The organism is Salinibacterium sp. CAN_S4, assembly GCF_015752305.1.
Lineage (GTDB): Bacteria > Actinomycetota > Actinomycetes > Actinomycetales > Microbacteriaceae > Rhodoglobus.
The window spans coordinates 1,116,738-1,131,037 of record NZ_JADOVB010000001.1 but is presented as its reverse complement, the minus strand read 5'-3'; the positions used below and the strand labels follow the sequence as shown (position 1 = coordinate 1,131,037).

The following is a 14,300-nucleotide window of genomic DNA, read 5'->3' as shown; positions in this document are numbered from 1 at the left end:
CTGCGAGCCCTGCACATGGGAAGAGTCAGAGCGGGTCAGACGGCTTTTTCGCTACGGGCCACGAACGCCTCGACCTCATCCACGGCCATGGTCGGCATCGTCTGGGTACCGATCGGGTTCATCACGTCATTGCGGATGTTGTCGACCAGCCCGGTCAGCATCTGCACTGCGTCGTCGACGACCTCGGTGTTTCGGGTCTCGGTGCCGTGCAGCAGCCACTTGGCCACCTCGAGCTCCGCGTAGAACATGGCACGCTGCCGCACCTGCCGGTCGGTGGCTCCGCGGGCGCGGGAGTATGCGTCGAACACGCTGTCTGCGACCGAGTTATTCGAGATCGCCCACTGCAGGTCGCGAGCGGGGTCGCCTACTCGCAGGTCCTGCCAGCCGAGCACACCGGTCACGGCGTCATCGGCGCTCAGGAAAGACGAAGCCGTGAGGGCACCATTGATCACGGTGGGCTGGAACTGCCAGAGTTTTGCATCCTCCGCGGCCTTCTCCCAACGCGCGGTGAGCGCGGCCGGAACCAGGGCGGTGGCGGCCGCGCGATCCATCACGGTTACTGCCGCACGCAGGCTCTCGCCCGCTGTCAGCACCGGGAGACCGGCGTCCGCCACAAAACTGGTCGGCAAGGAGTGGATGGCAGCGATCGCGGTTCCGATGGAAGCGGAAAGCGAATCCGGCCCGGCCTGCATCGCACCAAGTGAGACCTTTGCGCCATAGACGAATTCATACACGAACGCGCGCGTGTTGCCGAGCGGCGCCTGGCCCGCGAAGGTGGACACCGTGAACGGCAGGCGAGTGCGAACGCCGGCGCTCAGGGCGCGCAGCGCGACGAGGTCTGCCGACTGCTCCGTCTCGGCGCGAGCCGAGCGGGGAGCGCGGATAATCCAGTGCTTGCCGTCGCGGGCGGTGAGCAGGGCCGCGTCGAAGTCGCTACCCTCGCTCGTGCCGAAGTGGGCAACGCCGGCGACGTCAAGACCCGGCACGGCCGAGGTGGCGAGCGCGGCTAGAGTGAGATGGGATCTGGCCATACCAGACAGGGTAGGTCGATCACCCCACGCAATCGCTTCACGCCACGCACTTCTGACGGGGTCGCCTTCATACATGTCACAAACTTTCTCCTCGAGACTGCCGCTGTCCCGCTTCGAAATGGACAGGGACAACCTCGCCCGCGAACGCGAGAACCTCTTCGACGAGTTGTGGGCAGACCCAGCGACGCGCATCCTGCCGATCTTCCAGGGCTCGGCCCTGCTGTCGTCGCCGATGAGCCTCGCCCTCGTCCCCGTCGACGCGATTCCCCACGGGGAGCTCAGGGTCTATCTCGGTCGGTCCCTGTCGGCGACGAGCCCGGAACCCGTCGGAACTCCCGTCGTCGCGGTGCTGCTCGACGACGCCGGTCATCTCGCCGAGGCCGACTGGGGCAACCTGCGCACGCTGGGAAATAAGCTCAGCGACCGGGATGCCGGCATGCTCGTCGAGGCACTCGGAGTGCTGAACTGGCATGCGAGCCACGCCTTCTCCCCGCGCACGGGCGAGCCCACGGTCGTGGAGAAGGGTGGATGGGTGCGGCGCGATCCGATCTCCAACACCGAAGTCTTCCCGCGAACCGACGCCGCCATCATTGTCGGCATCACCGACGCGGATGACCGGATGCTCCTGGGCTCGAACGCGCTGTGGGAGAGCAACCGCTACTCGCTGCTCGCTGGTTTCGTGGAGCCGGGGGAGTCGCTCGAGACCGCCGTGCAACGCGAGGTGCTCGAGGAGTCCGGCATCCACGTGATCGATCCCGTCTATCTCGGAAGCCAGCCCTGGCCTTTTCCCGCGTCTCTCATGCTCGGCTTCACGGCTCGTGTCGACCCCGAGCACGGCACTGACACCACCCCGGACGGCACCGAGATCCTCGACCTCCGCTGGTTCAGCCGTGAGGAATTGGCGGCGGCGGTCGATGGTGTCAGCGCCCATCAGGTCAAGCTCCCCGGCCCCACGTCGATCGCCCGCGCGATCATCGAGGAGTGGTTCGGCGGCCCCATTGTCGACGGGCAGTAACGATGAATGAGCAGGCAGGCAACCAGTGACGGGCACGGCGGAGTCACTCCTGGACAGCCTGGATGACCAGCAGCGGATGGCGGCGGAGTCGCTGCTCGGGCCCGTCTGCCTGCTGGCGGGTGCCGGCACAGGCAAGACCCGCGCGATCACCCATCGCATCGCCTATGGCGTCGCGACCGGCGTCTACCCTCCCGGTCGCGTGATGGCGCTCACCTTCACCGCGCGCGCGGCGGGGGAGTTGCGCGGCAGGCTGCGGGCGCTGGGGGCCGGGGGAGTCTCGGCGCGCACGTTCCACGCATCCGCCCTCTCGCAATTGAATTTCTTCTGGCCGCAGGTGATCGGCGGCACGATGCCCAGGCTGCTCGAGGGCAAGGCGAAGGTCATCGCTCACGGCGCGGACGCACTGCGGCTGAAGCTCGACACGGCGACCCTGCGCGACGTCGCAGCGGAGATCGAGTGGCGCAAGACCTCGAGACTCTCGATCGAGGAGTACGCGGCGAAGAATCGGGCAGTGCCGCAGTCGCTGACGCAAGACAGGATGGTCGCGCTGCACTCCGCCTACGAGACCGTGAAAGACGAGCGTCGCCAGATCGACTTCGAGGATGTGCTGCTCGCCGCTGCCGGCATGATCGAAGCTGAGCCGCGGGTCGCCCAGCAGGTCCGCGAGCAGTACCGCTTCTTCGTGGTCGACGAGTACCAGGACGTGTCGCCCCTGCAGCACGACCTGCTGCAGCTCTGGCTGGGCCCGCGCAACGACGTGTGTGTCGTCGGCGACGTCAGCCAGACGATCTATTCATTCGCCGGTGCCAGCCCCGATTACCTGCTCGGCTTCGGTTCCGAGCATGAGGATGCCGTCGTGCTCAGGCTCGAGCAGAATTACAGGTCGACGCCCGCCATCGTCGCGACCGCGAACCGGCTCATGCGCGAGCGACCCGGTGCGCTTACGCTGCATTCCGCGAGCGAGCGCACGGGACCGGCTCCGGTCACCACCGCGTATGCCTCAGACAGCGCCGAGGCCAGGGCGGTGGCGAACGCTATCGCCGACGAGATCGCCAGCGGCACGAAGCCGGAATCCATCGCCGTCCTGTTCAGGATCAATGTGCAGTCCCAGGCTCTGGAGACGGCGCTCGCCGACGCCGGTGTTCCCTATCTCGTGCGCGGTTCCAGTCGCTTCTTCGACCAGCGTGAGGTGAAGGAGGCGCTCATGCTGTTGCGGGGAGCGACGGTGAATACGGCCGTCGAGCCCCTGTTCAAGACGATGAGCGATGTGCTCAGGTCCATCGGGTGGTCCCAGGATCCGCCCGAGACGCGCGGCGCCGTCCGCGACCGCTGGGATTCGCTGAACGCACTCATGCAGCTCGCCGAGGAGGCTGCTCCGGGCACGACCCTGCGCCAGTTCGTCGACGAGCTGTTCGAGCGCCAGGCGGGACAGCATGAGCCGACGATGGCGGCGGTGACGCTGGCCACCCTGCATTCGGCCAAGGGACTCGAGTGGGATTCGGTCTACCTCGTCGGTCTCGCCGAAGGTCTCGTGCCGATCAGCTACGCGAAGGATCCGACGGCGATCGACGAAGAGCGCAGGCTGCTGTATGTCGGCGTGACGCGTGCACGCCGGGCTCTCGCCCTCAGCTGGGCGTCGAGTACGCAGCAGGGGCGATCCGGGCAGCGCTCGCCCAGCCGGTTCCTGGCCGAGCTGGCCTGACCGGCAGGTCATCCTCGGGATCTTCCAGAGGCCGGATGCCGCGGCAGCCGCACTCCGGATGCACCTGCCACTCGATCCGCCGTCGCTCACCCGTGGCGGCGTCGATGCGCAGGGACTCTGCCGTACCGCCCGCGGTCGCGCCCCGGAGCCTGTCGATGACCAGGCGCGCTGCGGCCGCCGCGGTCTCCGCCACGAGGATCGCCGTCTCGACTCCGCTCACCCGCCCCAGCAGCTGCGAGGCTATCGCGGGCCAGGCCCGGTCGGCGTCCCGGTGGTGCAGCTCGAGGCAGAGCAGGCACGGGCCGGTTCCCGGCTCGATCATGGGCCCGACGACGGTGGCGGTGTCTCCGACGACGACGCCGAGGTGGGGAACATCGCGGCGCAGCCAGAGTGCGTGCAGCTTTGGGGCGAGCACGAAATGGCCGACGACGACCGCGAGATCCGGCCGGCGCTCTGCGAGGTCGGCAGCATCGTCGGCGATGAGCACGGTGACGCCGTGACCGGCGAGCAGCGCGGCGATGGCACCGACGAGCGTCGCGCTTCCGGAGATCGCTACGGTCCCGGGGTCGGCGCCGGGCGGCCGCTCAAGGGCCGGCGCCAGCAGTTTGAGCAGGTCATCCCTGGCCGCGGCGGCGTCAGGAGTACGACCACCGGCCATCACCGCGAGCCCGGGAGAGCTGGTTCCGACCGCGAGGGCTGCGAGCATGCGCTGCTGCGCGTCGGTCACGTCGTCGATGCGGACGACCACAGGATCGATCCCGACCTGCATGCCGAACGGTGACCGCCACACGAGGGGGAGTCTGGGGTCGAGCCTGAGCGTCATCGGCCCAGTGTGACCGGATCGCGCAGGCTACCGCGCGAACCGTCCACAGCTACTCTTCGCGCGGTCGCTCGCTCGAGTCGTCGTCGAGCAGGTCCCGGATGGCCTGGTCGATGTCGTCGGGCTCGGGCTCACCGGCGGTGATGCGAGCGATGAGCGCCGTCGGATCGTCGAGGTCTTCGGCGGTGGGGACCAGGTCGGGGTGTGACCACAGTTCGTCCCGCTTCTCGCTGCCGACGGCATCCGTCACCTTCTGCCACATCGCCGCAGCTTCACGGAGGCGACGGGGCCGAAGTTCGAGACCGACGAGCGTGGAGAAGGCGGATTCGGCCGGCCCGCCGGATGCACGCCTGCGGCGCACGGTCTCGGCGATGGCTGCACTCGACGGCAGGCGCCGCGTGGCCTCGGCCGTGACGACGTCGACCCAACCCTCGACGAGGGCCAGGGTCGTCTCGAGCCTGCCGAGAGCGGCGAGCTGGTCGTCGGTCTTGGGCGGGATCAGCGCGCCGGAGGTGAGCGCTTCGCGCAACTGTTCAGTGTTCTCCGGATCGAAATCGGAAGCGAGGCCCTGGATGCGGTCGGTGTCGATGCTGATGCCCCTGGCGAACTCCGTAATCGCGGTCAGCAACTGCAGCCTGAGCCACCTGGCGTGACGGAACAGCCGGGAATGGGCCAGCTCCCGCACCGCGAGGTAGAGCTGCACCTGGTCGATCGGGATGTCGAGCCCAGCGGCGAATCCCGACACATTCTGGGGAAGGATCGCGGCCTGGTCGCCGTCGAGCAGCGGGATACCGATGTCGCCTCCCGAGACGACCTCGCTCGACAACTGGCCGACGACCTGTCCGAACTGCATCGCGAAAAGCGTTCCTCCGACGTTGCGCATCATCTTGCTCGCGCCCTTGAGCATCTCGTCGAGTTCGCCGTCTTCCGGCGCGCTCTGCTCGAGCACGTCGGTGAGTGAGTCGGCGATGGAGTTGGCCACCGGCTCGGCGAGCTGCGTCCACACGGGCATCGTCGCGGCCACCCACTGCTGCCGGCTCATCAGCTTTGGTGTTCCGGACAGTTCAGAAATGGTGGTGGCTTCGTCGAGCCAGAGGGATGCCACGTGCAGGGCCTGCTCGAGCGCGGAACGTTCCGCGGGCAGCGACACGACGGTGCCGCGTTCCGCGATCCCCTTCGCCTGGTCGAGTGCAAGTTGCCAGTTGATGCCGTCGCCGCTGCTCCGCATAGCGGCCTGGAGCTGGCTGATCAGTTGCGCGATCATCGCCGGATCGTTGGGCAGCCCTGCCGCACCGGCGAGCTTGGCGGGGTCGATGTTGGTGTTGCCAGCCAGGAAGTCGTTGAGCATGTCGCGAAACTCGTCTTCAGGATTGCCTGCGTCACTGTCGTTCCGGGAATCTTCAGCCATGCAAACTACGCTAGCCGCTGGGCACTCGTACCGGCTGGGATTTCACCTAGGCTGGGCTTTTCGATCGTGCGCCCGTGGCGAACAGCCGATCTCAACCCTCGCGCGTAAGGACTACCGGTGGCCATCTTCACCGACATTTCACCGGATCCCCAGCCGAATCCCCGGCGGCGCTGGATCGGCTGGACGATCCTCGGCATCGGGCTCGTCGGTGTCGTCACCGTTGCCCTGATTCCCGCTCCGTTCGTCATCGAGCAGCCCGGGCCGGTCTACAACACCCTCGGTGACGTCACGATCGACGGCGAGGAGGTGCCGATGATCCAGATTCCGAACGAGACGACCTATGAGACCGGTGGCGCTCTCGACATGCTCACAGTGAGCATCCGGGGAAACCGGCAGGAGCTCCCGAGCTGGCTCGAGATCGCGTCCGCCTACTTCGACCCGAGCAAGGCTGTCGTGCCCGTCGACCTCATCTACCCCGCCGGAGTCTCCCTCGAGGATTCCAACACCCAGGGGAGGGTCGACATGGAGAACTCCCAGAAGGAGGCCGTCGCGGCAGCGCTGACGGAGTTGGGATACACCTTCGAGAGCACGGTCAGGGTAGTCGAATCATCCGAGGGCTCACCGTCAGATGGTGTGCTGGCTGCCGGTGACGTGCTGCTCAGCGTCAACGGAGTCAGTTTCTCGGATGTCACGGGGCTGCGCGCCCAGATCGCCGCGAACGGCGTCGATAAAGCTGCCATCGTCGACATCACCCGCGACGGGGAGCCGAAGACCGTGTCGATCACCCCGACTATGGCTGCCGGAGCAGACCCGGTGCCGATCATCGGGATCATCGCGGGTGGCGACTACGACTTCCCGATCGATGTGCGGATCCAGCTCGAGAATGTCGGCGGGCCGAGCGCCGGCATGATGTTCGCGCTCGGGATCATCGACAAACTCACCGAGGGCGAGCTGAACGGCGGCGAGAACATCGCGGGCACCGGCACGATCAGCGGATCCGGTGAGGTCGGCCCGATCGGAGGCATCCAGCAGAAGCTCTACGGCGCCAGGTCTGCAGGCGCCAGCTGGTTCCTCGCCCCGGCCTCGAATTGCAACGAGGTCACGGGTCATATCCCCGACGGGCTCACGGTGTTCTCGATCGCGACCCTGGATGAGGCTCTCGACGCGCTCACCGCGATCGAGTCCGGAACCTCGACCAGCTCGCTTCCCACCTGTCCGGTGTCATAACCTCACCATCGTCATGCCGGACCCGTGTCGGGCAGTTTTGCAGGCTTGCCCTTTAAGATGGATGCACGCCCCCCAACAGCAGGAGCAACAACACAGTGTCGACACAATCCGCACCGGCAGCAGCAAATCGAACGAGGGTCACCCTCACCATCACGGCGGTGATCATTGCCGTAGTGGTGATCGCATTCTTCGTGGTGTCCAACCTGTACACCGAAGTGCTCTGGTATGAGCAGCTCGGCTTCCTGAACGTTCTGACCACGCAGTGGTTCGCCGGGGCGATCATGTTCCTCGTCGGATTCTTCGCCATGGCTATCCCCGTGTACGTGAGCATCCTGGTCGCCTTCCGCGCCAGGCCCGTGTACGCGAAGCTCAACTCGCAGCTCGACCGCTACCAGCAGGTGATCGAGCCGCTTCGTCGACTCGCCATGATCGGCATCCCGGTGCTGCTGGGTGTCTTCGGCGGCGTCTCGACGGCCACCAACTGGCCGATCGTGCTCCAGTGGCTGAACAAGACGCCATTCGGTGAGACCGACCCGCAGTTCGGCCTCGACGTGTCGTTCTACTTCTACGACCTTCCGCTCTTCCACGGTGCGCTCGGATTCGCGTCAGCCGTCGTGCTGATCTCCGGTGTCGGCGCGCTCGCGACGAGCTACCTCTACGGCGCGCTCCGATTCAACGGCCGCGAGGTGCGGATCTCGCGCTCAGCGCGCGTCCAGATTTCCATCACCGCAGCGATCTTCATCGCGCTGCAGGCGGCGAGCATCTGGCTCGACCAGTACACGACGCTGTACTCCCCGGCTCAGGGCTTCCTGGTCACCGGAGCCGGCTACACGGAGGCGAACGCGACCATCCCCGGTCGCGCCATCCTCGCCGGAATCGCCGCGGTTGTCGCCGTGCTCTTCATCGTCACGGCCATCATCGGCCGCTGGCGCCTGCCGATCATCGGCACGGCTCTGCTGCTCGTCAGCGGGCTGGTCGTGGGTAGCCTCTACCCCTGGATCGTGCAGCGCTTCCAGGTCGAGCCGAGCGCCCAGACCTACGAAGCTCCGTATATCGAGAGAAACATCGACGCGACCCGCGAGGCCTATGGCGTTGCGGACGTCGAAGAGGTTCCGTACAGCGCAACCTCTGACGCCGAGCCCGGCGCGCTGCGTGCAGACGCCGAGACGACCGCCAACATCCGCATCCTCGACCCCGCGATCGCACCGAACGCGTTCAAGCAGCTCGAGCAGTTCAAGCAGTACTACGACTTCGCTCCCCATCTGGACGTCGACCGGTACGAGATCGACGGCCAGACCCAGGACACCGTGATCGCGGTTCGCGAGCTCAACCAGGCCGGTCTCGGCGATTCGCAGACCGACTACAGCAACACGTTCGTCTACACCCACGGCTACGGCCTGGTGGCGGCGTTCGGTAACCAGCGTTCGTCTGACGGTGAGCCCGTCTTCCTAGAGTCGGGTATCCCGAGCGTCGGAGCCCTCGGAGACTTCGAGCCGCGCGTGTACTTCGGCGAGCAGTCGCCCACGTACTCGATCGCGGGTGGGCCTGAGGGCAGCCGTCCGATCGAACTCGACTACCCCTCGGGTGGCGCAGAGAGTGACGCAAACGAGCAGACCACGTTCGCCGGTGACGGTGGGCCGAAGCTCGACAACGTGTTCAAGAAGCTCATCTACGCGATCAAGTTCCAGTCAGAGCAGATCTTCCTGTCGGATGCCGTCACCAACGAGTCCCAGGTGCTCTACGACCGCAACCCCCGCGATCGCGTACAGAAGGTCGCGCCGTACCTGACCCTCGACAACGACTCGTACCCGGCCGTGGTCGACGGAAAGATCGTCTGGGTCGTCGACGGATACACCACGGGAACCAACTACCCGTACTCCCGCGTCGAGCAGCTCAGCGACATGATCGCCGACACGTACCAGCCTCGCCCCGCGTTTGCTGTGGATGACGTGAACTACATCCGGAACTCGGTCAAGGCCACGGTCGACGCCTACGACGGCACCGTCACCCTCTACTCGTGGGATGACGAAGACCCCGTGCTGAAGACCTGGGAGAAGATCTTCCCGACGACGATCAAGCCGATGAGCGATATGAGCGACCAGTTGCTCGAGCACGTGCGCTACCCGGCAGACCTGTTCAAGGTGCAGCGCGCAATCCTCGGTTCGTACCACGTGACCGACCCCGGTTCGTTCTTCTCGAGCGACGACCAGTGGATCACCCCGGACGACCCGGTGAGTGCAGCAGCAGCTCAGACCCTGCAGCCGCCGTACTACCTCACGATGCAGGTGCCCGGCACGGATGCTCCGGCGTTCTCGCTGTACTCGACCTTCATCCCGAGGGCGAGTGCGGACTCCACGCGTAACGTGCTCACCGGATACCTCGCGGTGAACTCCGACGCAGGGCCCGACTACGGCAAGCTCACGTTGCTCACCCTGCCCAAGCAGACGACGCAGCCCGGCCCGGGCCAGGTGCAGAACAACTTCCGTACCGACACCGATGTAGCCAACCAGCTCGCGCTGCTGCAGCGCGGTGAGACCGAGGTCAGGCTGGGTAACCTCCTGACGCTCCCGGTCGGTGGTGGACTGCTCTATGTGCAGCCTGTGTACGTGCAGGCCACGAGTGGAACCCAGTACCCGCTGCTGCGCAAGGTGCTCGTCTCGTTCGGTGACCAGATCGCCTTCGAGGACACCCTCGACCAGGCGCTCGACACCCTCTTCGGAGGCGACTCGGGAGCAAACGCCGGCGATGGTGAAGTGGTTCCGACGGATGCGACCACGCCGGTCGACCCGACGGCGCCCGTCGACCCGACGACTCCGACGGAGCCGACGACACCCACCGACAACGCCGCTCTGAGCCAGGCGTTGTCTGACTACCAGTCGGCGCTGTCCGACCGCCAGGCGGCCTATGCGTCAGGCGACCTCGTCGCCGCTGCTGAGGCCGACGAGCGAATGGTGGCGGCCATCAACCAGGCCATCGCGGCGACCAGCTAGCGCCCCGTACGGCCTCCACCCCGCGCTGTGTTACGCTTGTAATACGCCGCGGGGTGGAGCAGTTCGGTAGCTCGCTGGGCTCATAACCCAGAGGTCGCAGGTTCAAATCCTGTCCCCGCAACGAAAAAGAAATGGCCCGGTCTTCAGACCGGGCCATTTCTGTTTGGTCTCCGAATTCGGACGCGAACCTGTTTGTGGGCCCCTACTGAGCCGCATCCGGGCGGCGAAGCGGTCTGGATGCGGCTCAGTAGGGGAGTCACATCCTGTCCCCGCAACGACACGGCCTCATCACCCACGAACTGCGGCAGATGTCGAGTTCTCCGCGGTTCTCGCGCAATGTGCCGCAGTTCGAGGTCTGTCGGGGCGGCAAACGGCCACGGAGAGCGACTCGGGTTGCGCAACACCGTCCGGGTCCGGGTCCAAGCGCCAGCGGTGGGGCGGATTCGCTCGCCACGCGCCGAGATTTTCAGTGAGCCGTGGTGCAACGGAGCGGTATATCGGCGGAATCCCGCGGGTCTCGAAATCCATGTATGCAAGCGCTTGCACAGTTGCCCCGAACTGCGCGATGATGAAACCGAGGTCGGCCCTCAGCGACGACGAAGTCGCTCCACCTCTTGGGGAGCATGTTCATGCAGATTCGAAGACGGCGTACGGCGGCGGGGGCTATCAGCCTCACGCTGGCGGTCATTGCCACTCTCATTGCCGGGCCCACCGCGGCCACAGCAGCCACCGCCACCAATAATCCGGACTTCACCGCCAACGTGATGTCGCCGCTCGAAGTCAGCGACTTCACGCAATTCGGCAACCAGCTGGCCACGGTCAAGGCCTATGGAGTCGACGCCGTCACGGTCGACGTCTGGTGGGGCAAGGTCGAGGCCGCCGGCGACAACCAGTTCAACTGGAGCTACTACGACCAGGTGTTCACCGCGATCACCAGCCGCGGGCTCGACATCGTGCCGATCTTCTCGTTCCACCAGTGTGGTGGCAACGTCGGCGACACGTGCAACATCCCGCTGCCGTCCTGGCTCTCGGGCAAGTACACCGGCGCGACGCTCAACGGGGTCACACTCGACGGCAACGGCCTGAAGCACCGCAGCGAGCAGGGCAACTTCTCGAACGAGACAGTGCAGGGGTGGGCCGACCAGCTCGTGCTGAACGAGTATCAGGCCTTCACGCAGTCCTTCGTTGCGCGCTACGGCGCGACGTACGCCACGCGCATGCAGGAGATCAACGTCTCGCTCGGCCCGGCCGGTGAGCTGAGGTATCCGTCATACAACGGTCACGATTCGGGCTCCGGATATCCCACCCGTGGTGCCCTCCAGTCGTACTCGCCGCTCGCGATCAAGAGCTTCCAGCAGTGGACGATCGCGAAGTACGGAACGATCGCCGGCGTGAATACTGCCTGGGGATCGAGCCTCACGGCGGCAACCCAGATCCAGCCCCCGAGCAATGCCGGCTTCTTCTTCTCCTCGGGTGACTACCGCAACATCAAGTACGGCAAAGACCTCATCGACTGGTACAACAAGAGCCTCGTCGATCATGGCGAGCGGATGCTCGACACCGTGCTCACGGCGCTTGGAACGTCATTCCCTGGTGCCGAGATCGGCTACAAAATCCCCGGGGTGCACTGGTCGATGACCGGGCCGACTCCGCGAGCTGCGGAGGTGGCCGCTGGCCTCATCCAGACCAGCGTCGACATGTATGCCGCGAACAAGGGTCGTGGCTACGCGAACATCGTCGGGCTCGCCAACCGTGTCTCCGACTCGGGCAGAGCAGCGATCCTGCACTTCACCTGCCTCGAATTCAACGACGAGAACTTCGCGCCGCAGTACTCCCAGGCGAAGACCCTCGTCGGGTGGGTGGGCGCTGAGGCTGGCCGTCAGAACGTCAAAATCAAAGGCGAGAACGCCCTCGCGGGTGGCATCACCTCCAACGGTGGGTGGGACAACGTCAACCAGGCGTTCGACAACTATCCATACCTCGGCATGACCGTGTTGCGCGTCGGGGAGGTGGCCTCGGGCACGGGGGCGACCCGCTACGCGCAATTCATCCAGAAGTATCGCCCGGCCGGCACCGCATGGTCATCCCTCTATCTGCGCGGCACCAACAACAACTGGGCACTCAGCACGCCCATGACGAAGTCGGGCAACGTCTGGACCGCAGCGAGCGTGACATTCGGTTCCGCAGCGAGCCAGCGGTTCAAGTTCGACGTCCGCGGTGACTGGAGCCTCAACTACGGTGGCGCCGGGCTCACGGGTACTGCCATGCAGAACGGCGGCGACATCGCAGTGAGCTCGAACGCGACCTACAGGATCACGTTCAACGAAACGACGAAGGCGTACACCGTGACGCGGCTGTAAAGATCGACGTTGACTGATGGCGTCCGGCCCCGATGGGTCGGGCGCCATTTTCGTAGAATCCTCATGTCGGGGTGCGATGGGTCCGTGCCCGTGGTTAGCTGGAAAACATGAGATTCGGACTTTTCGTACCCCAGGGCTGGCGTCATGACCTCGTCGGCATCGAGCCGGCCGACCAGTGGAAGGCCATGAGCGACCTCGCGTCGTACGCCGACCAGGGTCAGTGGGAATCCATCTGGGTCTACGACCACTTCCACACAGTGCCCGTGGCGACCGAGGAAGCCACCCACGAGGCCTGGACGCTCATGGCTGCCTTCGCGGCGTCGACGTCACGCGTTCGGCTCGGCCAGATGTGCACGTGCATGGGTTACCGGAATCCTGCCTATCTCGCCAAAGTGGCCGCGACTGTCGACATCATCTCGGGCGGTCGTGCCGAGATGGGGATCGGTGCCGGCTGGTACGAGCACGAGTGGAGGGCGTACGGTTACGGTTTCCCGACCGCGGGCAAGCGGCTCGCCCAGCTCCGTGAGGGGCTCGAGATCATGCGCCAGGCGTGGACGACCGGCACCGCAACCCTCGACGGCGAGCACTACCAGGTGGATGGCGCGATCGTGAGGCCGCTCCCTTTGCAGCAGGGTGGCCCGCCGATGTGGGTGGCCGGCGGAGGCGAGAAGGTCACGCTGCGCATCGCGGCGGAGTATGCGAAATACACGAACTTCGCCGGGGACCCCGAGACGTTCGACGCCAAGAGCGAGCTTTTGCGCCAGCACTGCGCCGATGCAGGAACAGACTTCGACGCGATAGTGCGATCCTCGAACTACAACACCATCATCGCGGCCACGGAGGCCGAGGTAACGGCGAAGATCGACGCCATCGAGGCCAGGGTGACCCCGTACCTAGGCGAGTCGAAAGCGGCCGAGTTCGTCGCCGACTACCGCAGCGGCAACGAGCTGGGCGTCGGCACCCCCGAGCAGCTCGTCGAGCGCTTCAGCGATATGGCGGCCAGGGGGCTGGGCTACCAGATCCACTATTTCCCGGAGGCTGCATACGACCGCAGCGGAATCGAGCTGTTCGAGCGAGAGGTCATGCCCGCGCTCGGGTGAGCTAACGCTTGGCGGTGACGGCAGCGAGCAGCGCGTCTTTGCCGAGTCGTGAGTAGCCCGTGAGACCGGTCGATCGAGCGTGAGCGCGAAGCTGGGCGACGGTCCAGCTGGCGCTCGGCGTGGTGGTGGTCCCCGTTGCCCGTGCGCGAGGTGCTACCAACGGCGTCTTCGTCACAGTCGGCTTTGACTTTTTGGCGGCCTTGCGATCGGTCTTCGCCTTCTTCTCGGCGGCCTTGGCAGCTTTCGCCGCGTCCGCTTTCGCCTGCGCCTTCGCAGCGGCTTTCGCCTTCGCAGCCTCTGCCTTTGAGGTGACCTTCTGCTTGTCGGCCTTCTTCGCGAGCTTCCTTGATGCCTTGCGCGCAATGGCTTCGGCTTCCGTTGCGAGCTTTTCGAGCTTCTTGTTCGTCTTCCGCGTGAGCTTCTCCGCGGCGGTGCGGTCGATCTTCGTCCCTGTCTTCCCCGAAACCGTCTTCTTCGACGCGGTTTTCTTCGGGGCTGTCTTCTTAGACGCTGTCTTCTTACCTGATGCCATGGGTCTCTCCCTGCGTTCGTAGCGAACCGGCGCCGGTTCACCACCCGTAGTGTCCCGCGAAATCGTCTGCGTGGCGAGGTGCGCCACGGATTAACGGCAGATGACCGGGTGGTTA

General features: G+C 65.7%; 10 protein-coding genes and 1 tRNA gene. 7 read left to right on the top strand and 4 right to left on the bottom strand.

Going from position 1 to position 14,300, the window contains the following annotated elements:
* Positions 1-35: 35 nt before the first annotated feature.
* Positions 36-1,031, bottom strand: a complete 996-nt coding sequence (locus IWX81_RS05605) for a phosphotransferase (RefSeq protein ID WP_199280214.1) — start codon at positions 1,029-1,031, stop codon at positions 36-38.
* A 73-nt stretch (positions 1,032-1,104) separates the two neighbouring features.
* Here IWX81_RS05605 and nudC point away from each other — a divergent pair, with 73 nt between their 5' ends.
* Complete coding sequence (gene nudC / locus IWX81_RS05600; protein WP_199280213.1) at positions 1,105-2,046, top strand: NAD(+) diphosphatase; 942 nt, start codon at positions 1,105-1,107, stop codon at positions 2,044-2,046.
* A 76-nt stretch (positions 2,047-2,122) separates the two neighbouring features.
* Positions 2,123-3,748 carry an ATP-dependent helicase gene (locus IWX81_RS05595; RefSeq protein WP_199280474.1) on the top strand — a complete coding sequence of 542 codons (1,626 nt, stop codon included), beginning with the start codon at positions 2,123-2,125 and terminating at the stop codon, positions 3,746-3,748.
* Here IWX81_RS05595 and IWX81_RS05590 read toward each other — a convergent pair.
* Both IWX81_RS05590 and IWX81_RS05585 read right to left on the bottom strand, forming a co-directional pair.
* Positions 3,672-4,571 carry a TOMM precursor leader peptide-binding protein gene (locus tag IWX81_RS05590; RefSeq protein ID WP_199280212.1) on the bottom strand — a complete coding sequence of 300 codons (900 nt, stop codon included), beginning with the start codon at positions 4,569-4,571 and terminating at the stop codon, positions 3,672-3,674. The two genes, IWX81_RS05595 and IWX81_RS05590, sit on opposite strands and share 77 nt — an antisense overlap.
* Positions 4,572-4,620: 49 nt before the next feature.
* Entirely contained in the window at positions 4,621-5,976 is a 1,356-nt protein-coding gene (locus IWX81_RS05585) for a zinc-dependent metalloprotease (protein ID WP_199280211.1), read from the bottom strand.
* 117 nt (positions 5,977-6,093) lie between these two features.
* On the opposite strand from IWX81_RS05585, the gene IWX81_RS05580 reads away from it, so the two are divergent.
* The 5 genes from IWX81_RS05580 (at position 6,094) to IWX81_RS05560 (ending at position 13,653) form a co-directional block, all read left to right on the top strand.
* Complete coding sequence (locus tag IWX81_RS05580; RefSeq protein WP_199280210.1) at positions 6,094-7,203, top strand: YlbL family protein; 1,110 nt, start codon at positions 6,094-6,096, stop codon at positions 7,201-7,203.
* A 95-nt stretch (positions 7,204-7,298) separates the two neighbouring features.
* Positions 7,299-10,193 (top strand): UPF0182 family membrane protein, encoded by a 2,895-nt coding sequence (locus IWX81_RS05575; protein WP_199280209.1) that lies wholly within the window; start codon positions 7,299-7,301, stop codon positions 10,191-10,193.
* A 47-nt stretch (positions 10,194-10,240) separates the two neighbouring features.
* Positions 10,241-10,314 (top strand) — tRNA-Met (locus tag IWX81_RS05570).
* A 508-nt stretch (positions 10,315-10,822) separates the two neighbouring features.
* Positions 10,823-12,553 (top strand): family 14 glycosylhydrolase, encoded by a 1,731-nt coding sequence (locus tag IWX81_RS05565; protein WP_199280208.1) that lies wholly within the window; start codon positions 10,823-10,825, stop codon positions 12,551-12,553.
* A 107-nt stretch (positions 12,554-12,660) separates the two neighbouring features.
* Entirely contained in the window at positions 12,661-13,653 is a 993-nt protein-coding gene (locus IWX81_RS05560; protein WP_199280207.1) for an LLM class F420-dependent oxidoreductase, read from the top strand.
* Position 13,654: 1 nt separating this feature from the next.
* Here IWX81_RS05560 and IWX81_RS05555 read toward each other — a convergent pair whose 3' ends face one another.
* Entirely contained in the window at positions 13,655-14,185 is a 531-nt protein-coding gene (locus IWX81_RS05555; protein ID WP_199280206.1) for a hypothetical protein, read from the bottom strand.
* Positions 14,186-14,300: the final 115 nt, after the last annotated feature.

What these genes read in the sequence shown, in the direction of transcription:
- IWX81_RS05605 (WP_199280214.1), bottom strand. Translation starts at nt 1,031, where the DNA reads ATGGCCAGATCCCATCTCACTCTAGCCGCGCTCGCCACCTCGGCCGTG.
- nudC (WP_199280213.1), top strand. Translation starts at nt 1,105, where the DNA reads ATGTCACAAACTTTCTCCTCGAGACTGCCGCTGTCCCGCTTCGAAATG.
- IWX81_RS05595 (WP_199280474.1), top strand. Translation starts at nt 2,123, where the DNA reads ATGGCGGCGGAGTCGCTGCTCGGGCCCGTCTGCCTGCTGGCGGGTGCC.
- IWX81_RS05590 (WP_199280212.1), bottom strand. Translation starts at nt 4,571, where the DNA reads ATGACGCTCAGGCTCGACCCCAGACTCCCCCTCGTGTGGCGGTCACCG.
- IWX81_RS05585 (WP_199280211.1), bottom strand. Translation starts at nt 5,976, where the DNA reads ATGGCTGAAGATTCCCGGAACGACAGTGACGCAGGCAATCCTGAAGAC.
- IWX81_RS05565 (WP_199280208.1), top strand. Translation starts at nt 10,823, where the DNA reads ATGCAGATTCGAAGACGGCGTACGGCGGCGGGGGCTATCAGCCTCACG.
- IWX81_RS05560 (WP_199280207.1), top strand. Translation starts at nt 12,661, where the DNA reads ATGAGATTCGGACTTTTCGTACCCCAGGGCTGGCGTCATGACCTCGTC.
- IWX81_RS05555 (WP_199280206.1), bottom strand. Translation starts at nt 14,185, where the DNA reads ATGGCATCAGGTAAGAAGACAGCGTCTAAGAAGACAGCCCCGAAGAAA.